This window comes from Megasphaera sp. NM10, from assembly GCF_000417505.1.
Taxonomy (GTDB): Bacteria; Bacillota; Negativicutes; order Veillonellales; family Megasphaeraceae; genus Megasphaera; species Megasphaera intestinihominis.
Genome location: NZ_APHY01000004.1, coordinates 19212 through 36097 on the forward strand (window position 1 = coordinate 19212; position 16886 = coordinate 36097).

Below are 16886 nucleotides of genomic sequence, written 5' to 3' on the forward strand. Positions count from 1 at the left end.
CGGATAAAAAAAGGGGCTGTCGCACATGCGACAGCCCCTTTTTACTCTTATCGCCGCATCATGTCTTCAGCCGTGACGTCGGGATGGTGGTACTGGTCTTCAGAGAGGATCTGTTTACCATGGACGGTGACGGCTTGCTGGGGACACCAGTGGACACAGGCCAGGCAATGGCTGCAATGAGAGCCGATGACGGCCCCTTTCGCCGTACAGATGATATTGCTCACCGGACAGATGCGGGCACAGAGGCCGCAGGCAACGCAGCGTCCCCCATCGACAGCTGGCGTCAGCCAGCGTTCCCCAGCATGGCGGATCAGGCCCAGGTTCATGAGCCAGGCCGACAGCGACGAATGGATGGCCGTCGTATCCCGGACCTGCCCGCGTATCTTATCGGCTGCGGCAGCGACCAGTTCATCGGCGTGGTCCAGGCGGTTCATATCGTAGCGGATATGGCGCCGCGACGCGATAGTACTGTTGGCGATCATCGGCAGGACAGCCCCGTAGGACAAAGAACAATGTTGACGCCGGAGGATCCGGTCCATCGTCCTGAGCGACCGGCCAGGCGCACTGCCGCAAGTAGCAATGCCATAAAAATAGGTCGATTTCTGGAAACGGACCTGTCTGATGAAATCCTGTATGGGTTCGGGAAGATCCCCGAAATAGACGGGAAAGACAAAGCCGATGATGCGATCCTGGATACGCTGGCACCGTTCATGGATAGCCGAAATCGGCACGGCCGTATCACCAGTCAGTTCAGCCAGCTTCTTGGCCACATATAATGAATTTCCCGTTCCTGAAAAGTAAAGAATCATAAGGCTCACCTCAGAGACCGCACTGCCAGTTTCCCGCTTGCAGGCGGACGGTATTTTACATCCATTATATCATGAAACCCTGTCATTTGTCTTGATACATTTGTCTTTACACGTAACCGCGCTCGCAAAGGCTGACGAAGGTCCCGTCGCCGATGATGATGTGGTCGAGGACGGGTATTTCCATGATCTGGCCGGCGTCGGCAATGCGCTGGGTCACGACGATATCCTCGTGGCTCGGTTCGGGGTTGCCTGACGGATGGTTATGGACCAGGACGACAGCTGCGGCATTGTAGCGCAGGGCATAGCGGAAGACTTCCCGCGACTTGGCCAGGCTGGCATTGATCGTGCCGATGGTCAGCGTGCGATAGGCGATGAGCTGGTTCTTCGTCGATAAATAGACGGCGCCGAACTGCTCTTGCGGCAAAAAGCGCAGATCTTCCATGACATAGCCGGCAATGGCCTGGGGCGTACTGAAGTCAGGCGCCGCTTCCTTTACGTGCTGCCGGGAAATACGCCGTCCCAGCTCGACGGCGGCACAGACCGTGACGGCCTTATCCGTCCCGATTCCGGGAATCTGACAGAGGTCGCCGATGCTGGTATCACTGAGATAACAAATATTTTCCCCTGGCAGGGAATGAAGGACCTGCCGCGACACATCGAGGACGGATTGTCCCTTCGTACCCGTCCGCAATAGAATCGCCAGCAAATCCTGGTCGGTCACAGCCGAAGGACCGTGACGGAGGAATTTTTCCCGCGGTTTCTCACAAACAGCGAGGCTGCGGAAAGGGTCGCTCATACATGGACCTTGGCTTTGTGGAACAACTTGCATACCTGGGACAAGGGCAGGCCGACGACGTTGGTATAGGAACCATTGATCTTATCGACGAAAGCCGCAGCCCGGCCCTGTATGCCATAGGCACCGGCTTTGTCCAGCGGTTCCCCAGAAGCGACATAGGCTTTGATTTCCTTTTCACTCAGTCGTCGGAACCAGACTTTCGTTTCGACGACCTTCGTGTATTCCTTATGGCCATTGATCAAAGCGATGCCCGTATAGACGGAGTGTTTCTTTCCGGACAATTCCCGTAGCATCTCGACGGCAGCGGCTTCATTGCGGGGCTTGCCCAGCATTTCCCCATCGATGGCGACAATCGTATCGGCGCCGAGGACCCACTGTCCCGGGAATTTTTCAGCTACATCGCGGGCCTTGCCCAACGCCTGGGCCTGGACGTATTTTTCCGGATTCTTTTTCTTCGGTGATTCTTCACTGTACGTACTCGGATTGACCATATAGGCGACGCCGATCTGCGTCAGCAGTTCGCGGCGACGAGGCGAACCAGAAGCTAAGATGAGCATGTAATAATCCCTCCTAAATTATTGAAGATGACGAAAGAGAATGGCTGCCAGGATGACGCCGATGATGCTGAGCATATTCGGTGCCAGATGGATGCCAAACTGCAATTCCATGAGATAGAGATTGAGGTGAATATTCTGGATATTCAAGATTTCATAATGCTGCGTCAGGGCCGGCAGGATACCCTTCAAGGCCGGAACAGCATACAGGGCCTCTCCGACGATGCCACCGAGGATACCGCCGACGATGAGGAAAATAAAGAAGAACAACAGACTGTGTGAGCCAGGGGTTTTCATGGCCTACCTCCATTATACACGCAAGATACGAAAGGGCCGCCCTTTCTCATGAAATTCTAATCCATTCTGAGAAAGGCAGCCCCTTTTTTAATAATCGCTTATTGTTTTTTCTTTTTCTGCATCTTAGCCCAGGTGTCGCGGAGGCCGACGATGCGGTTGACGACCAGGTGGTCTGCCGTCGTATCGGGATCAATGACGAAATACCCCTGGCGCAGGAACTGGAACTTATCACCGACATGATACGTTGCCAATGCCTTTTCGGCCTTGCTGTGGTATACGTCGAGGCTGTGGGGATTGATCTGGTCGAGGAAATTCTTGCTTTCCCCTTCTTCCTCGCTGCCGTCGTCCTTCAAGAGATAGTCATAGACGCGGGTTTCGACGTCGACAGCATCTTCGGCATTGACCCAGTGCAACGTCCCTTTGACCTTGCGGTTGGCGTTGGCACCGCTGCCGCTCTTGCTTTCCGGGTCATACGTGCAGTGCAGTTCGACGATGTTGCCATCTTCGTCTTTGATGACTTCTTCGCATTTGATGATGTATGCATACTTGAGGCGGACTTCCTTGCCCGGAGCCAGGCGGAAGAACTTCTTGACCGGTTCTTCCATGAAGTCGTTGCGTTCGATATAAAGGTTCTTGCTGAACGTCATTTCGCGCGTGCCCATGGCTTCATTTTCCTGATTGTTGTCGGCCGTCATCGTTTCCGTCTTGCCGTCTGGATAATTGGTGAGGACGACCTTGATCGGGTCGATGACCGTCATCAAGCGCGGTGCTTTCATCTTCAGGTCTTCGCGGATGCAGTATTCCAGGAGGGAAATATCGACCATGCTGTCTGCCTTGGCGACGCCGATGCGTTCGCAGAAGTCGCGGATTGATTCCGGCGTATAGCCGCGGCGGCGGATGCCGGAAACCGTCGGCATACGGGGATCATCCCAGCCGCTGACGATGCCCTTTTCGACGAGGAGGCGCAGTTTACGCTTGCTCGTGATCATGTTAGTGACATTCAGGCGGGCGAATTCGATCTGCCGCGGTTTCTGGCCTTCCGGATCGTCCCAGTCTTCGAGGACCCAGTTGTACAGCGGACGGTGAGCTTCAAATTCCAAGGTGCAGATAGAATGAGTAATGCGTTCGATGGCGTCCGATACGGGATGGGCGAAGTCGTACATCGGATAGATGCACCATTTGTCGCCTGTCCGATGGTGCGAAGCATGGACGATACGGTAAAGGACCGGATCGCGCATGTTGAGGTTCGGGCTGGCCATATCGATCTTGGCGCGCAGTACCTTTTCGCTATCGGCGAACTTGCCGGCTTTCATATCTTCAAAGAGCTGGAGGTTTTCTTCGACGCTGCGGTTACGGTACGGGCTTTCCTTCCCCGGCGTATTGAACGTGCCGCGGTATTCGCGGATTTCATCACTCGACAAATCGTCGACATAAGCCTTGCCCAGGCGGATCAATTTCTTGGCGTATTCATAGAGTCTATCGAAATAGTCCGACGCATAGAACATGCGGTCGTCCCAGTCAAAACCGAGCCATTTGACATCGCGTTTAATCGATTCTACATATTCCGTATTTTCTTTCGACGGATTCGTGTCATCAAAGCGGAGATTCGTTATTCCGCCATATTTCTTGGCAATGCCGAAATTCAGGCAGATCGACTTGGCGTGGCCGATGTGGAGATAGCCATTCGGTTCCGGCGGGAAACGGGTATGGACCCGCTTGCCATATGTATTCTTTTCGTTGTCTTCATCGATAATAGTTTCAATAAAATTTTTGGTCGTTTCGTTATCCATCGATGTATCTCCCTTTCATATATGTATAAATGCCTTCAATACCACATTATAACCTAAACATGGCTTGCTTTGCAATGTTCTGCTATAAATTAAGCAAACTAGCGGTTTTTATCGAATCTGGCAAAAGTTGATTGATTTATTTTCACGTAGTTTCATTTCTTTTTTTTTGACGAATTTTTGACGGCAGGCTGATGTGACATAAAAAAAGCGGCGTCCACTCACAATGGAATGGGCGCCGCTTTATTATGCTTTATTGCAAATAAAAGGACAGCTCATTCCGAGCTGTCCTTTTTATCTACTTTTCGGTTATTGTTCTGCAATCTTCAAATCCTTTTACCACTTGTAATATGTTGGCTTTTCATCATCATCATAGATGGGGCCAGTTATTTCTTCGCCTCTCCCTAAATTTAATTTAATCTTTTCCTTCTTAACTGCTTTCCGTTCTTCACGTTTCTTTTTGTCGTCAATCAATTTGAGTATCCATTCTAAATATTCTTTTTGGCCGTACCCTCTGTCCTGGTACAACGTCGATTCTAAATAATGGGTCATGAAAACCCTTTTCATATGTTCAAAATCATTCTGACCCTGCCACCATTCATAGTAGCTCTTTTTTTCATTTTCATGGTCTATCATTCATTTTTTTCAGTTGAGCCGTAAGCTCTTCGTTGAACATTTCCATGATCCCGTCTCCTTTCTGCTTCCCTCTTTCTGATTATATTCTACTGCATGTAGTACAATATATCAAGTCTGCTTTTAGATCTTTTCAGCTTTCTCTTTGCAGGCCTCTCTGATGTAAGACGCCATGCTCAGGCCGGCGCTATCGGCCCAGACCTTAATCTGTTCACGAGTCCCCTTTGGGACTCTGATAGTGATTGATTCGTAGTTCGCTTTGAGCCATTTTCTATTGGCTTTTTTTCTGCTTTCTTCCATATATTATCCCTCCTGTTTCTTTTAGACAAGAAAAATAAAAAATTAGCCCCCGCCGAATTCTCGACGGGGTCGACGTAACTGTTTTATCTAGCATCTTGTGCCTTGAAATCAGCTACAGCTTTCCCTAACAGGTCTTTTTTAAATGTTCTCCATTCTCGGTGGTCAATCCACCACGATGCCGAATTATTTTTATAATATTTATCAGCAAATTCGTTGAGAAATTCTGCGAAATCGTCCCCGGCGCCTTTGCGAATCGCCGGTTTTTCCTTATCAAACGCTTCAATTTTTTCCTTGCGGATACTTTCGGCCCAAGAAATCTGCTTTTCTGAGCCTTGTAATTCCGGCAGCCCATACTTTTCAGCAAAGGCCTTTTCTTCGCCCTTTTTTTCTTCTTTGTAACAATCAGGGCAAAGCCCATATTCTTCAAAATACTTGATTTTTCGTTCGCGTTCTTCCGCTTTACCGAATACTTCGATAGTTCCTTCATGGCCACAGCTGTATGTAATATTTACCTTCATTTTTTGTCGCTCCTTTCGACTTCTTCCCGGGACTTCCTTGTCCCTCTTTCTGATTATATTGTACTGCATGTAGTACAATATGTCAAGTATAATTTTAGATTTTTTCAGTTTTTTTTTAAGTTTCCTACTCTCTGTCCAATTAAAAGAAGCAAAAAAGGCTTGTCATACCGTTTTGGTAGACAAGCCTTTTTTGCTTGATCGGGTACTAACGTACTAATCAATTTTACAATTTCAACCCTCGCGGTCAGAATATCTCTGCCGTGACTTAACTATAGTATACCACCTCTCGCAAAATTTGCAATAAAAAAAATAGCCCCTGGCCACGCTCGTGACCAGGGGCTTGTTACATAATATGATTTATTTTATTAAACAGCTAACAGCCAGGGCCCCGGCTACGACAGCCAAGGTATCCCGCTGTCTCTTTGCGGTTGCGGTTTTATGCGCTTCTTTATTGATTTGCTCGCTCAACGTCGTTAAAGACTCGCTCTGCTGCGTCAATCGCGTCTGCGTCTGATCGATTGAGGTCCGAGAGTTTTGTAGTTGAGTCTGCGAGATCGTCAGCTGCTCGTTGAGCGTTTTGATTTGCTGATTCTGCTGATTGATTAGCTGTTCGCGCTCGATTGAGTTCCGCTTGAGCGTCTCGATTGAGTTCTTGAGCGTTTCGTATTGTTGCACGGACATTGTCACGGTCGGCCCGTTCCATGTTGTCGTAGTGCCGGAACAAAAGCCAGCCGCCGGCACCAGCGAGAAAAATAAACAGCAAACCCAGGATAATAAGGACTTTCGGATTTTCGGCAATCTTATCAACCTCCTCTTTCAGCTGCGGAAGATACAAAATGGATCACCTCCTACAAACGCGACAATGCATCATGCATTTCACTGTCAAAACGGTTGTTCAAGCTGTCCCGGAGCGACGAACTATTCCATTCCGGGGTCTTGCATACGCTATATACGGCCACAATGAAATCATAGTCGTATTCCGGGGAGTCGATGTAGCTCAAATTAGGATAGCCGTCATAGTTTCCCGTCTGTGCATTGAACATGCTGTGAACGGCTTCGGTCCACATGTCGAGGATATTCCCGACGCCATACTGTACAGCACGGCTCCATACGACATCCTGGAGAACGTCGTGATGGTTCTCGATGTGCCAGTAATTGTCCGCCAGAATCTGGCAGGCCGGGTCGTAGTACGCCGCCTTGACATACTCATGCTGTGCCTGTGCAAAGCCATCACTGTCGCTTGCGGCAATATTGCGCCATGCTTCATCAAAGCTGTCACTGCATAAGGGATATGCGTTGAGCTGTTCTCCGTATTGCGGATAATTGTTGTTCAGCCAGCTGACGAACTGGCCCAGACTGCCCGCATTGGAGCTGAACTGATATGTCCCGTAGGATTTTCCGCCGGGATCGCCGTAGCCGTCACTGATGCAGGCCGGGTCGCCGTTACTTTCGTATTGTGCGCTTAAATCTCCTAACATAGTCATCATCCTTTCATTTTTTCCGTGTGATTTTCCGCTGTGGGCGCGTTTGGCGGTTGCGCTGGCATTGTGTATCGCGCGGAATTGAAACGGCTGTCATATCCATATTTTGTCCAGCACGCTTTGCCAAGACCTACAACTGTCGCGATACCACCCCCGACAGCCGTCACGCCACTCCAGCAACTCATCAATTCAAAGCGCGTCCCCCTCAGTGCGTTGCTCCAATAGCCGAAAAGCCAGCTGAACAGCACAAGGAACAAAAATATCATCATAAGGATGCTCATAATGATGATTAATTGGAGCCAGTGCTTCTGGCCCCACTGGCCGATGGCCACGATTTTATTTTTCATGGTCTCATCTCCAATCACTGCATACGCGACAATACAGACGTAAGCACTGACGCGAAAATGCCGACAACTGTCACGCTCGTGCCTAGTGTCCAGCAGATGTCATGTTTGAGATCATCGATACGGTGATGTGCGGACTTTCCGGATTCGATAGCCATCACGACGTCACGGTTGAGATTTGTCAGCTGCCGCTCGATTCTTTCAAGCTTTGCTACTAGTTCGCTTTCATTCATCTTGCGCCTCGATTCTTTCTTTTAGTGCATTAATGCGGCTCATCTCTTCTGTAAAGATATTTTCCATACCGATTTCAATTGCCATCTTTCCAATCAATTTGTTTTGCATCTTGATGATTTCGCATTGCACGTCAATAACTTCAGTCAGTGACATAGTCTTCGCCTGTAATGTCTTTGTATTCATCTGCCGTGATTTTTTCTTTTGTGACAGCATTTTTAACCATCAGCTTAGTCCACCAGCCTGCTTCGTACCATCCTTTAATTTTCGCATACCACTTACTCATCGCTTTCGCCTCCTCCCACCGCATTTTGTGCCGTTTCTGCTGTTGGCAGGTCTACGCCGCTCATCATTGCGACATAGGCCGTTTGTGCTACGCTCTGATCGAGCTGAGAGCGCAGGGCTCGGTTTGCTGTTTCCGCTTTCTGTAAGCGCTCTTCCATCGTGATTGCTTTAAACATTTACATCCCTCCATAGATTTCTATAATATTCATGCATCTTTTTGATGACGTTATAATTGTTGCCGTGTACTGCATGGGCGGCCCAGCACCGCAAGCTGGTATCCGCGGTTTCTCGCGGCAATTTGCCGGACTTTGCCAACCGGACCATTTTCTTGAGCTTACGTCGCTCATGATAGATTTTATCTTTGTTTAGGGTGACGAGTATCTTGCCGGACGGCTTGACGCGTATCCGGAAGCCGAGCCACTTAAAGCCACGTGATACGGGCACAACGCGGCATTTCTTCGGGTGCAGCTGTAAGTGTATTCGCGCGAGCTCCTGCTCGATTGCTTTGCGATACTCTGCTGCGTGTTCTTTGCCGTCTGTGATGATGACAAAATCATCCATGTACCGCGCATAAAATCTTACGCGCAGCTGCTCTTTGATAAAGTGGTCCAGGTCATCAAGTACGGCAAGCTCGATGTACTGCGCTACGTCCGAGCCAAGGCCGATGCCGACATCTCCTGGGAAACTGTCAATGATCTGCTCGACAAGTCGGCACGCCCAGTCATCACGTACGCGCTTACGGACGGCCGCTTTGGCCACGTCATGCCGTGTACTGCCGAAGAAGCTCTTGATGTCATACGTGTACGCGTAGACATTATCGCCGTAAAGACGGTGTGCCTTTTCGAGCATTATCTTAATACGACGAATTGAAAAGTCAGGTCCTTTCCCAGCCTGGCCCGCCGCGTTGTCATAGATAAAATGGCGCGTCAATTCAGATGCCAAGTAGTTATGTAAAAGTGACCGCTGGACTTGCCTATCGCGGAATCGCATAGCCACGACGTTCCGCTCCTTCGGCTCGTACACTTTAAATTCAATCTGCCTGCCGAGCTTATACGTGCCAACCAGAATCTCCTGCCGCAATTTCTCGGTATTTGTAAGCCCGTTTTGCAGGTACTTGATGACGCTCGCTTTCCAGCGCACGCCGTTCGCACAGTGTTGCATCGCATCATAGAGATTTCCGAAGCCTGTAACGACTTCCTTTGCTGTTTTACTCATAGTAGTAGCCGCGCGGATAGCGGGGCCAGCGTAAGCTGCCCGCGTCGCGGCATCTTGTTTGCCTCCTTTTGGAGGACGGGCTTCGCGCTCCTTGCATCGGCTCTGATTTCGCGGTTGCTACTTTATCCGGCCTATGTAATCCGGGGCGACACCGTTCAAGTTGTACGCGTTGTTGTTCCACCAAGTGCGCCCGCCATCGGTGACGTTGCGCACGTTGTACGCATTATCGCAGTTCGGCGACCCTACAGCGCTCAGCCCATATCCGTGTACTTTTTATATTTCTCTGTGTCGGATTTCTTCCATGCGAGAAGTAGTGATTTGACTTTATCGAGCTGCGCCGTCCACGTCGCGATATTGATGTGCTTCTTCGGCTTGCCTGTCGTGTCGATATGGCGCAGGCCGCTGAGAAGCTTAAAAGCGGTATCCATCGCCGCGCTCAGCGCTGCGACATCCGCGATAGCTTCTTGTTGATACGTGCGTCGGAGTATCGCGCTCTCATGGTCATTGACGTAAACCGAGTTTGCGTTTGCGATATGCATCTTTGCCCGCACTGCTGACTCGATAATCTGTTGCGTCAGGCACCAGCGGTAGCGCTTCGGAAAGCGACTCTCATCAGTGCAGATCAGTATCGTGTAACACGCAAGCGTATCTGCTTCGATAAGCACGCTGAGCGGCGTTGTTGTGCGCTTTGATTTCGGTATAGCCATTTCTCTTCTCCCCTATCCATCCGCCGCCGAGGGGCGGCGGATTCTTCGATTATTCGATGCGGCAAGCCGGGGCGACACCGTACAAGCCGTGCGCGACGATGTGCCACCAAGTGCGCCCGCCATCGGTGACGAAGCGCACGTTGTACGCATTATCGCAGCCCGGCGACCGTTCCCACCAGGACCATTCCGTTGATGTCCCCTGTTTGTACTTGCGACGATTATCATCTTGTTCGACATTTGTGCCGGTCTTGCCGTCGCGGCGGAATTTCGTGTAGTAGTCCCAGATGACCGTATCTTCGATGTCCTGTACAGCCGAGCCAGGGGTGTTGTAGAAGTTGTCGCCGCCATTGAGGTTGACCATCGCGGGCAGGAAGAAGTAGTCCTGCGTCGTTTCGTGACCGCCGGCGTCACTGATTTTATTGATGTCAGTGATGAGGTTCGACTTCGCGATGACAGTAAGGAAATCGGCATCGAGGTCATTCATAAAGCCCGCCCATGTCGCATAATGCTCTGGGCGGTCAAAATCATTACGCGGGCTCCACCATGCGCCCGCGCCTGCTTTGCTGTTGAGCCATTGTCTGAGTCCAGACTGGCTCCATCGATTGTAGCCATAGCAGATGCGCTGCGCATGATTGACCGTGCCGAGCGTTGCGAGGTCCGTGCCATCTGTGCCCTCTGCGAGCGCAACTGTCTCAAGTGCTGTCGTGTCCGATGGCGTCGAGTAAGTCGCGATACCGAGCGGCGCAAGGCTCGTATCCCAGTCCATGCCTTTTGCGAAGTTGATCTGACCACCGGCCGGCACGGCTTTTGTCGTCGTAAACTGCCAGCTTTTTGTCCACCCGGATTTACTAGAGTCCGTCCAATTTAGATCCGCGATGCCAGACGTAACTGTCGTAAAGTGATACGTGCCAGCAGGCAACTCCGTCTTTGTGCGGAAAATCGCCTCGCGCGAGTCAAATTCCATCGTGTCCATCGGCAGGCAGTCATGTGTCTGCAAGATGACGTAGTTGCCGCCCGTCTCCTCGACGTCGCCGATATGCACGATGTCCCATGTCAGCGTCGTGTCGCCTTTCTTGCACTGGAGCTGGTCGCCTACGCTGTAGTACGTTCGGATGCCGCCTGCACGACAGAGGTTGCGGAAGCCTTCCCAGGACCTTACTGCCGATTCTCCGGCTGTTTTAAAGTGATTCCTAAAAATATCGTTTTGCGATTCGATGGCCGCTGCGATGCGCGTGTAGTCCTCGCGTCGCGGAAAATTTACAATATCTGTTGCCATATTTCATCCTCCTTATTTTGTCGTAATGACGAGGTCCAGACCGCCGTCTTCGGTGTTGATTGCAAGCTGTACGCTGTCTGTGATAGCCAGTATTTCTTTTTCTTTGATGGCGTTCGCAGTCGCTTCGGCTTGCCGGGCATATGTCTGGGCCGCGTTCTTTGCGTCTACTGCCGCGCTGGATGCGGCTTTCGTGTCGGCCAGGTTGGTTTGTAGCTGGTCGGCTACGCCCTGGTCCCATACAGTAGCAATGTCTTCATACTTGGTATCGCTGTCTCCGGTGTTTACTTTTACACTCGTTTTGCCGTCCGGCTTTTTGACAAAGAGTAGCTCACCGGGGCGGATGGCCGGGTTGTATTTCTCCCATTCCGCCGCTGTCGCGATAGAGTGCTGGATACGGGAGTATCCGCCTTTTGTTGTTGTGGTTGTGTCTGCCATATCGTCACCTCCTTTACATGACAGCAGGGCCAGCGCCTACTATAAAATGTCCGTTGCTCATTTCTTCAGGTGGCGGGCCGATGATGTCAAAAAGCATAGCATGGTACGCCGCTTCTACGGCTTCTTTTACACCAGCAATGTCATCTTTGTCTTGTGTGGCTATATCCGCCAGGGCTTTTGCATCGGCAGCGGACTGTTTGGCCTGTGCCGCAGAGTCAGCTGATTCGCTCAGACTGGGTACAGGGACAGAGAAAATATTGCCGTTAATGTCGGTCATGACCAGGTTATTTTCTGAGTCGGTCGTGATAGATATAATTGTTCCCCGGAGCCAGTTATTGACCCAATCATCTTCCGTGCCCGTGTAACCATGCTGTACAGCAATGTCATAAGCGCTGTAGCCTTGCGGGCCTCGGCTGCTCAGTTTAGCTTTTAGTATTGCCATCTTATCACCTCGTTACGTCTGCGATGACCCGAAAAATACCCGGCCCAACGGTCTGTACCCAGCCGTCCTGGGTCCGGACCTCGATGTCCCAGACATAGTCCCCGGCCTCCAAATCGGCCGTCAGGTCAGGTGTTAGCGACACGACGCCGTTTTGGACGTGGGCCTGGAAGACATACCCGGCATCGGTGATTTTTTTCTTGACGCTAAAAACGGCAGCATAAGGTCCGATGTCCGAGCCATCTTCCTGCGTCAGATTTACGTCAAAGCTGTCCGTATCGCCGCGGATGTGATAGATGTTTGTGCCGATTATTTTCAGCATTTATTTCACCCTTTCTTGCAAATCGTCCAGCCGGTGATGAGCGGATGCGGCCACCATCGGAGACGCCGCGCACGCAGTACGCATAATCGCAGTGCGGCTACCGCTCCCACCAGCCCCACTCAGTCGAGGCCCCCTGTTTGTATCTGCCATGCCCCTCCCCCTCCTTTAGCCCGATGCCATGGCTGCCGGTCCTGCGCCGACGATAAAATTAGCCACCGCCATGAACTCGGGGGGCGGTCCTACAATATCGTAGCACATCGCGCGATACATTTTTTCTACGCTGACCTGCACATCAGCTATCGCGGACTGCGATGCGGCGGCCGCGGCGGCCTGAGTAGATGCGGCGGTGGCACTCGATGCGGCGTCTGTAGCGCTGTTTTTTGCTTTGCTGGCATAGTCAGCTGCGCTGCTCATCGCGGCCTGAGCGTAGCTATTGCTTGTAGATGCATCAGATGCGCTTTTTGCCGCAGCGGTAGCGCAGTCAATGGCTTTGGCGGAATTTTCTTGTGCAAGCGCGACGAGCTCTTCGGCGGTCTTCGGCAGTACCAATTCGACCGTTGTTTTGCTGGTCGTAGCGATGCGTACGTGGAAAACCATCTGCACATTATTACCGTCCGTCTTACATGCAATGTAGCCAGGTGTACTATCGTAGCAAACCCCGTAAAGGATTTCTTTGCCAGTACTGTCTTGCGCGAAAATGCCTAGCTCTGTCGCTTCATATCCAGCTTCTACTGCTTCGCTCGTCAGGGATGCAGTGAGTAAGCACGTGCGCACATCGCCGGCGTCCTCCGTCGTGATGCTCGTGATGATCATCGCATTCTGCGGTGCAAAGAGCGCCGAGCGTGTGGCATAGTCATCGACCGTATTCGCATGCCCGCTGCCGAGCTGCATCTTTGTCAGCTTGAGCGTGAGCTTGCCAGCCTCGACGTCCGCCATGAGCTTTGCGCCGGCAGTCGTCAGCGCGTAGCCGCTCGAAAAATTTGACATACTATGTCACCTCCTTATGCAGTGCGATACCATGCATCGACGACGGTAGCAAGCGGCATTACTCTCATTGGATTGCCGCCCCCGGATTTGCTGGTCGTGAAGTGGTGGATGTGGTCCCCGTCTGTTGACGTATTGTAAATTATGTTATCCCAGTCAACGCCGCCGTTAGAGCCAGCGTGATTTGAGTTATTGTCATAAACGCCAAATGGCCCGCCGCCGTATTTAGAATGTTCGCCCCAGGTACCGTGATGGTGGTTACCGTTATAGTCAGTATTCCCTTCATGGCCATGATTTGGCATCTCTTCCAGCGAAATTTCATGTCGAGTTTCGCCGACTCGAGCTCCCGGTTTTAGCGTCACGCCGTCATAGCTCCCAGACGCAAGCAGGTATGACCCTTCAATCTTCTTCCAAGTTCCCCCGAAAGCCGTCGCCGGGTCTGCGCCACCGATATTCAAGTAAACATTTCCAATCGGGTGCGCAAGGTCTAGGGCTTTCTTCTCAGCGGCATCGAGCATCGCCTTTGTAACGTACGTGTCCATTGCGACGGCAATGCTGATGCTCGATGCATTCGAGGTCTTGATGTAGATAGTGGTCAGGATATTGCGTACCAGCGCGCCTGCCTGCTCAGCATTCATGATGTCAGGGTCATTTGCCGTGCTGACAGCAAAGAGCGTCTCGGAATTATTGTACGTCGCGTAGACACCCAGCGTGGCCAGCGTGTACGACGCAGCCAGTCCGACATTGGTAACGTTGAATTCGAGTTTGATAGTTGTACTGTCTACTGTAGTGGCTGACGCCAGTGGGAAGCTCTGTCTTATATCGTCGAGTGATGTGAGCGCTGCAATCGCGCTCTGTGTGTACGTATGCGAGCTCGTCTTGATAGATGATACCGTGAACGTGCCTTTATTCGCGATCGCTTTAGCCAGCAGCGCGCGCCCAGCATCTGTCACTACAAATTGGTTGTAAGTTGCCATTAAATGCCTCCTATATACAAAGTAAGTCTTTCTGTCGTTGTCATCGCCATAGCAACGTAGAATCCCGATTCTGGAGCAATTTTTTCAACGGCTACTGGATAAACATCAATGGTCTTTACCGTGGATTTCAGCATGGCAATGTGGTTCTCTACGTTTGTATCTGCGTGCGTTTTATACACCTGTCCGATATGAGCCGGAATATATGTACGCACGTCTTTGGCGATGCTAAGCAGGCTCATCTTATCAACTAGTGGAATGTTGAAATCTGCGCTGTATGTCTCAGGGTGGTCAGTAACAGTGCCGCTTTTGTCGAGTATATATTGATTGATGAGAACCTCAAGAGATGATACCGTCACAGACTCAGTGCCTGCCAGCTTCATCAGGATTTTATTTCTTCTAGTCTGTACCGTATCTGCCTGGGCATGTTCCAGCCCTACAAATTCTTCCCAGTCATCCAGGCCCCAGGTTGCGGTCTGGACAAATGCCTGTTTAGCAGCACCTGCCAGTGTCAACCGCTGCAATTCATGCTCATAAGATAAGGTATTCAATGCATCACCAAAGGCAGTATCGCGGAACAGGAAAGCCGGAAGATATCGACTCAGGTCAACCTTGGTATTCCGTAAGAGTTGGAAATCCGGAGCATCAGCCATTGAACACCACCTCCGTTACTCTTGGTATCTGTTCGTCTGTTAAGGAAATGTTTTTCGTATCGCCGTTAATTGTAAGGGAGTCGTAATCTGTGACGTTTGTTGAATCGTCGCCGATAATCATCTTCCCTATAACCGCAAGAGAAACTTTCTCACCGCTGAATTTTTTGGACGCGAAATAATCGTTCAGCAACGTTTTGATAGCGTCTGCATCGCCTTTGCCCTCAGTAGGTGTCAGTGCAATATGTAACTCTAAAATAGTCGGCGCAACGACAGATACCGTAGATCCGATAGGATGTTTCGTTTCAATCGTAGTGGATACCTGCGTCAGCAGATTCGATGACGCCGGATTCCCACTAGAGTCTGTGACAATAACTTTTACTGTGCCATTTCCATTCCAAAGGGGTACAACGGCCACATGGCCGACCCCGGCTATAGACGTAGCCCACTCAATATAATCATTCACATTTCCTGATGTCGCAGGCTGGCGCACTTTGAAAATTAGCCGATTGTACAGCATAGCGTCATCTTCTTCGTCAAATCCGTCGTAGGTAGCGTCGGCATTCGTCACGGAGCTGATACCTGGGATAGACATAGGGATGACAGTAATTGTGCCAGCTTTTACATTTCCCGTCGTCCCGGCAGTACTGCACTCAACAGGGATATTACCGGACTGGGTAATCGTGACGGTTTTTGTTGTATAGAAAGCAATCCCTGTAGCCGTCTGGAATATGCTTCCTTGTGGCACGGTGCCATTACCGGAGACCGTGACAGCCCCTTTCGCTTTGACAGCTTGTCGCCGGAAAATGCCATGTTCCTCCGCCCGCATTTCAAGGTATTCGCCCCAGCTGGTCCGGGCAAACATGGCTCTATAGGCCTGTTCCCGTTCGACTTCCTGCTTGGCGAACTCAATACTATTGGTGGCAAACGAATCATACGTAAAGGTACCTTCAAAACTCGATACAGCTGAACTCGAGTTTTCCTGCAGTTCCTTTAAAATCTCATCCTGTCCTCTGGCTTCATACATCGACGCTCACCTCCCCATAAATCGTCGTAATCGTAATAGCAATAGAAACTTTGTCTCCATCATGTGATATATCTACATTGTCGATACTTCTGATGTACGGATTTACCATCAAACATTCAATGATAATCCGTTTGATTTCACTGTATCTCTGCTGTACCCCCATAACCTTGCCTATGAACGGCCTGAGTTCAATGCCATACTGCCAGCTGTATGCCAGGTATCGGAAACGCTCCGTACTGAGGGCTTTGTAGATCCATACCTTGATGGCCTCGTCCTTTTCAACAATGACGTGCCTGCCTGTTTTGTCATACAAAAAACAGTCCTTGTCAAAATCCCAAGCATATTCCTTAGGGACTGGCAGGTCTGACGTATAGGTATTGACAGATACGGCCCCGGTAAAGGGGTATTCTGCACTCATAATTTCACCCCGCTGTCTGCCAGCCAGTACAGCTGCTCGTTCTGGCCGTAAATCGGTATCAAGAGGACCAGCGTCCCCGGTTTCAGTGTATCCGTCCAGGTCTCATCGTTATCGATGGGATGGTTGTGGCTCTCATAGGCCGCATCCCCGGACCCACCTCCCCGGTCACTTGTCTGGCCGACCATATGGCGGGTATACCCAGACAGCAGATACCGCGAACAGTAGACGTCTTTGGCTGTGATTTCAATATTGTTCATCTTGACCACCAGTGACGGCGGCGGGCTTACGACAATGCCTACCTGCGCGCCGCGTGGAAGGTCGCCCTGCACTACGCTATGCATCACATCGACGATGGCCGCCGCAGACTGCGAGGCCGAAGGGATTCCTGCCATAGTGGCCACCTC

The 16886-nt window shown here is 50.9% G+C and carries 27 protein-coding genes; all 27 read right to left on the reverse strand.

The annotated features are described in order from the left end of the window. Nucleotides 1-47 precede the first annotated feature (47 nt). The 27 genes from NM10_RS00885 to NM10_RS01005 all read right to left on the reverse strand — a co-directional run bounded on the left by NM10_RS00885 (nucleotide 48) and on the right by NM10_RS01005 (nucleotide 16874). The gene (locus tag NM10_RS00885) at nucleotides 48-809 is read right to left on the reverse strand and encodes an EFR1 family ferrodoxin (RefSeq protein ID WP_204365335.1); all 762 of its coding nucleotides are present in this window, start codon (nucleotides 807-809) and stop codon (nucleotides 48-50) included. 106 nt (nucleotides 810-915) lie between these two features. Continuing rightward, nucleotides 916-1605 (reverse strand): RadC family protein, encoded by a 690-nt coding sequence (radC, locus tag NM10_RS00890; protein WP_020309747.1) that lies wholly within the window; start codon nucleotides 1603-1605, stop codon nucleotides 916-918. Beyond that, nucleotides 1602-2162, reverse strand: coding sequence for a Maf family protein (locus tag NM10_RS00895; RefSeq protein ID WP_020309748.1), 561 nt, complete (start codon nucleotides 2160-2162; stop codon nucleotides 1602-1604). The genes radC and NM10_RS00895 overlap by 4 nt, the downstream gene beginning before the upstream one ends. Before the next feature lie 18 nt (nucleotides 2163-2180). Beyond that, on the reverse strand, nucleotides 2181-2456 hold the full coding sequence (locus NM10_RS00900; protein WP_014016527.1) for a DUF4321 domain-containing protein: 276 nt from the start codon (nucleotides 2454-2456) through the stop codon (nucleotides 2181-2183). Between the two features lie 98 nt (nucleotides 2457-2554). Then, the gene (locus NM10_RS00905) at nucleotides 2555-4246 is read right to left on the reverse strand and encodes a glutamine--tRNA ligase/YqeY domain fusion protein (RefSeq protein ID WP_020309749.1); all 1692 of its coding nucleotides are present in this window, start codon (nucleotides 4244-4246) and stop codon (nucleotides 2555-2557) included. Between the two features lie 333 nt (nucleotides 4247-4579). Then, on the reverse strand, nucleotides 4580-4879 hold the full coding sequence (locus tag NM10_RS00910; RefSeq protein WP_020309750.1) for a hypothetical protein: 300 nt from the start codon (nucleotides 4877-4879) through the stop codon (nucleotides 4580-4582). A 120-nt stretch (nucleotides 4880-4999) separates the two neighbouring features. Beyond that, entirely contained in the window at nucleotides 5000-5176 is a 177-nt protein-coding gene (locus NM10_RS13930; RefSeq protein WP_020309751.1) for a hypothetical protein, read from the reverse strand. An 83-nt stretch (nucleotides 5177-5259) separates the two neighbouring features. Continuing rightward, the gene (locus NM10_RS00915) at nucleotides 5260-5694 is read right to left on the reverse strand and encodes a hypothetical protein (RefSeq protein WP_020309752.1); all 435 of its coding nucleotides are present in this window, start codon (nucleotides 5692-5694) and stop codon (nucleotides 5260-5262) included. Nucleotides 5695-6142: 448 nt separating this feature from the next. Beyond that, nucleotides 6143-6529, reverse strand: a complete 387-nt coding sequence (locus NM10_RS00920) for a Tar ligand binding domain-containing protein (protein ID WP_020309753.1) — start codon at nucleotides 6527-6529, stop codon at nucleotides 6143-6145. A gap of 13 nt (nucleotides 6530-6542) precedes the next feature. After that, on the reverse strand, nucleotides 6543-7172 hold the full coding sequence (locus NM10_RS00925; RefSeq protein ID WP_020309754.1) for a hypothetical protein: 630 nt from the start codon (nucleotides 7170-7172) through the stop codon (nucleotides 6543-6545). A 5-nt stretch (nucleotides 7173-7177) separates the two neighbouring features. Continuing rightward, on the reverse strand, nucleotides 7178-7522 hold the full coding sequence (locus tag NM10_RS00930; RefSeq protein WP_020309755.1) for a hypothetical protein: 345 nt from the start codon (nucleotides 7520-7522) through the stop codon (nucleotides 7178-7180). Nucleotides 7523-7536: 14 nt separating this feature from the next. Next, nucleotides 7537-7752 (reverse strand): hypothetical protein, encoded by a 216-nt coding sequence (locus NM10_RS00935; RefSeq protein WP_020309756.1) that lies wholly within the window; start codon nucleotides 7750-7752, stop codon nucleotides 7537-7539. After that, nucleotides 7745-7906, reverse strand: a complete 162-nt coding sequence (locus NM10_RS13935) for a hypothetical protein (RefSeq protein WP_192813530.1) — start codon at nucleotides 7904-7906, stop codon at nucleotides 7745-7747. The genes NM10_RS00935 and NM10_RS13935 overlap by 8 nt, the downstream gene beginning before the upstream one ends. Next, a complete protein-coding gene (locus tag NM10_RS00940) occupies nucleotides 7893-8036 on the reverse strand; it encodes an XkdX family protein (RefSeq protein WP_020309757.1) in 144 nt (47 codons plus the stop codon). The genes NM10_RS13935 and NM10_RS00940 overlap by 14 nt, the downstream gene beginning before the upstream one ends. Next, nucleotides 8029-8211, reverse strand: coding sequence for a hypothetical protein (locus tag NM10_RS00945; RefSeq protein WP_020309758.1), 183 nt, complete (start codon nucleotides 8209-8211; stop codon nucleotides 8029-8031). Before NM10_RS00945 ends, NM10_RS00940 begins: the two co-directional genes overlap by 8 nt. Continuing rightward, a complete protein-coding gene (locus NM10_RS00950; protein ID WP_020309759.1) occupies nucleotides 8204-9250 on the reverse strand; it encodes an RNA-directed DNA polymerase in 1047 nt (348 codons plus the stop codon). Before NM10_RS00950 ends, NM10_RS00945 begins: the two co-directional genes overlap by 8 nt. Before the next feature lie 251 nt (nucleotides 9251-9501). After that, complete coding sequence (locus tag NM10_RS00955; protein WP_020309760.1) at nucleotides 9502-9957, reverse strand: hypothetical protein; 456 nt, start codon at nucleotides 9955-9957, stop codon at nucleotides 9502-9504. A 49-nt stretch (nucleotides 9958-10006) separates the two neighbouring features. Continuing rightward, complete coding sequence (locus tag NM10_RS00960) at nucleotides 10007-11233, reverse strand: DUF6273 domain-containing protein (protein WP_020309761.1); 1227 nt, start codon at nucleotides 11231-11233, stop codon at nucleotides 10007-10009. A gap of 12 nt (nucleotides 11234-11245) precedes the next feature. Continuing rightward, on the reverse strand, nucleotides 11246-11668 hold the full coding sequence (locus tag NM10_RS00965; protein WP_020309762.1) for a hypothetical protein: 423 nt from the start codon (nucleotides 11666-11668) through the stop codon (nucleotides 11246-11248). 13 nt (nucleotides 11669-11681) lie between these two features. Next, nucleotides 11682-12110 carry a hypothetical protein gene (locus tag NM10_RS00970; RefSeq protein ID WP_020309763.1) on the reverse strand — a complete coding sequence of 143 codons (429 nt, stop codon included), beginning with the start codon at nucleotides 12108-12110 and terminating at the stop codon, nucleotides 11682-11684. 4 nt (nucleotides 12111-12114) lie between these two features. Continuing rightward, nucleotides 12115-12429 carry a hypothetical protein gene (locus NM10_RS00975; RefSeq protein WP_020309764.1) on the reverse strand — a complete coding sequence of 105 codons (315 nt, stop codon included), beginning with the start codon at nucleotides 12427-12429 and terminating at the stop codon, nucleotides 12115-12117. A 165-nt stretch (nucleotides 12430-12594) separates the two neighbouring features. Further along, on the reverse strand, nucleotides 12595-13416 hold the full coding sequence (locus NM10_RS00980; RefSeq protein WP_020309765.1) for a hypothetical protein: 822 nt from the start codon (nucleotides 13414-13416) through the stop codon (nucleotides 12595-12597). A gap of 14 nt (nucleotides 13417-13430) precedes the next feature. Next, nucleotides 13431-14390 carry a phage baseplate protein gene (locus NM10_RS00985; RefSeq protein WP_020309766.1) on the reverse strand — a complete coding sequence of 320 codons (960 nt, stop codon included), beginning with the start codon at nucleotides 14388-14390 and terminating at the stop codon, nucleotides 13431-13433. Next, nucleotides 14390-15040 carry a putative phage tail protein gene (locus tag NM10_RS00990; protein ID WP_020309767.1) on the reverse strand — a complete coding sequence of 217 codons (651 nt, stop codon included), beginning with the start codon at nucleotides 15038-15040 and terminating at the stop codon, nucleotides 14390-14392. Before NM10_RS00990 ends, NM10_RS00985 begins: the two co-directional genes overlap by 1 nt. After that, on the reverse strand, nucleotides 15033-16064 hold the full coding sequence (locus NM10_RS00995) for a baseplate J/gp47 family protein (RefSeq protein ID WP_020309768.1): 1032 nt from the start codon (nucleotides 16062-16064) through the stop codon (nucleotides 15033-15035). Before NM10_RS00995 ends, NM10_RS00990 begins: the two co-directional genes overlap by 8 nt. Beyond that, entirely contained in the window at nucleotides 16057-16482 is a 426-nt protein-coding gene (locus tag NM10_RS01000; protein WP_020309769.1) for a DUF2634 domain-containing protein, read from the reverse strand. Before NM10_RS01000 ends, NM10_RS00995 begins: the two co-directional genes overlap by 8 nt. Continuing rightward, nucleotides 16479-16874: a DUF2577 family protein gene (locus NM10_RS01005; RefSeq protein WP_020309770.1), complete on the reverse strand. Its 396-nt coding sequence runs from the start codon at nucleotides 16872-16874 to the stop codon at nucleotides 16479-16481. The genes NM10_RS01000 and NM10_RS01005 overlap by 4 nt, the downstream gene beginning before the upstream one ends. Nucleotides 16875-16886: the final 12 nt, after the last annotated feature.

Excerpts from the sequence above, each read along its gene's own strand:
- NM10_RS00885 (WP_204365335.1), bottom strand. The coding sequence starts at position 809 with ATGATTCTTTACTTTTCAGGAACGGGAAATTCATTATATGTGGCCAAG.
- radC (WP_020309747.1), bottom strand. The coding sequence starts at position 1,605 with ATGAGCGACCCTTTCCGCAGCCTCGCTGTTTGTGAGAAACCGCGGGAA.
- NM10_RS00895 (WP_020309748.1), bottom strand. The coding sequence starts at position 2,162 with ATGCTCATCTTAGCTTCTGGTTCGCCTCGTCGCCGCGAACTGCTGACG.
- NM10_RS00900 (WP_014016527.1), bottom strand. The coding sequence starts at position 2,456 with ATGAAAACCCCTGGCTCACACAGTCTGTTGTTCTTCTTTATTTTCCTC.
- NM10_RS00905 (WP_020309749.1), bottom strand. The coding sequence starts at position 4,246 with ATGGATAACGAAACGACCAAAAATTTTATTGAAACTATTATCGATGAA.
- NM10_RS00910 (WP_020309750.1), bottom strand. The coding sequence starts at position 4,879 with ATGATAGACCATGAAAATGAAAAAAAGAGCTACTATGAATGGTGGCAG.
- NM10_RS13930 (WP_020309751.1), bottom strand. The coding sequence starts at position 5,176 with ATGGAAGAAAGCAGAAAAAAAGCCAATAGAAAATGGCTCAAAGCGAAC.
- NM10_RS00915 (WP_020309752.1), bottom strand. The coding sequence starts at position 5,694 with ATGAAGGTAAATATTACATACAGCTGTGGCCATGAAGGAACTATCGAA.
- NM10_RS00925 (WP_020309754.1), bottom strand. The coding sequence starts at position 7,172 with ATGTTAGGAGATTTAAGCGCACAATACGAAAGTAACGGCGACCCGGCC.
- NM10_RS00930 (WP_020309755.1), bottom strand. The coding sequence starts at position 7,522 with ATGAAAAATAAAATCGTGGCCATCGGCCAGTGGGGCCAGAAGCACTGG.
- NM10_RS00935 (WP_020309756.1), bottom strand. The coding sequence starts at position 7,752 with ATGAATGAAAGCGAACTAGTAGCAAAGCTTGAAAGAATCGAGCGGCAG.
- NM10_RS13935 (WP_192813530.1), bottom strand. The coding sequence starts at position 7,906 with ATGTCACTGACTGAAGTTATTGACGTGCAATGCGAAATCATCAAGATG.
- NM10_RS00940 (WP_020309757.1), bottom strand. The coding sequence starts at position 8,036 with ATGAGTAAGTGGTATGCGAAAATTAAAGGATGGTACGAAGCAGGCTGG.
- NM10_RS00945 (WP_020309758.1), bottom strand. The coding sequence starts at position 8,211 with ATGTTTAAAGCAATCACGATGGAAGAGCGCTTACAGAAAGCGGAAACA.
- NM10_RS00950 (WP_020309759.1), bottom strand. The coding sequence starts at position 9,250 with ATGAGTAAAACAGCAAAGGAAGTCGTTACAGGCTTCGGAAATCTCTAT.
- NM10_RS00955 (WP_020309760.1), bottom strand. The coding sequence starts at position 9,957 with ATGGCTATACCGAAATCAAAGCGCACAACAACGCCGCTCAGCGTGCTT.
- NM10_RS00960 (WP_020309761.1), bottom strand. The coding sequence starts at position 11,233 with ATGGCAACAGATATTGTAAATTTTCCGCGACGCGAGGACTACACGCGC.
- NM10_RS00965 (WP_020309762.1), bottom strand. The coding sequence starts at position 11,668 with ATGGCAGACACAACCACAACAACAAAAGGCGGATACTCCCGTATCCAG.
- NM10_RS00970 (WP_020309763.1), bottom strand. The coding sequence starts at position 12,110 with ATGGCAATACTAAAAGCTAAACTGAGCAGCCGAGGCCCGCAAGGCTAC.
- NM10_RS00975 (WP_020309764.1), bottom strand. The coding sequence starts at position 12,429 with ATGCTGAAAATAATCGGCACAAACATCTATCACATCCGCGGCGATACG.
- NM10_RS00980 (WP_020309765.1), bottom strand. The coding sequence starts at position 13,416 with ATGTCAAATTTTTCGAGCGGCTACGCGCTGACGACTGCCGGCGCAAAG.
- NM10_RS00985 (WP_020309766.1), bottom strand. The coding sequence starts at position 14,390 with ATGGCAACTTACAACCAATTTGTAGTGACAGATGCTGGGCGCGCGCTG.
- NM10_RS00990 (WP_020309767.1), bottom strand. The coding sequence starts at position 15,040 with ATGGCTGATGCTCCGGATTTCCAACTCTTACGGAATACCAAGGTTGAC.
- NM10_RS00995 (WP_020309768.1), bottom strand. The coding sequence starts at position 16,064 with ATGTATGAAGCCAGAGGACAGGATGAGATTTTAAAGGAACTGCAGGAA.
- NM10_RS01000 (WP_020309769.1), bottom strand. The coding sequence starts at position 16,482 with ATGAGTGCAGAATACCCCTTTACCGGGGCCGTATCTGTCAATACCTAT.
- NM10_RS01005 (WP_020309770.1), bottom strand. The coding sequence starts at position 16,874 with ATGGCAGGAATCCCTTCGGCCTCGCAGTCTGCGGCGGCCATCGTCGAT.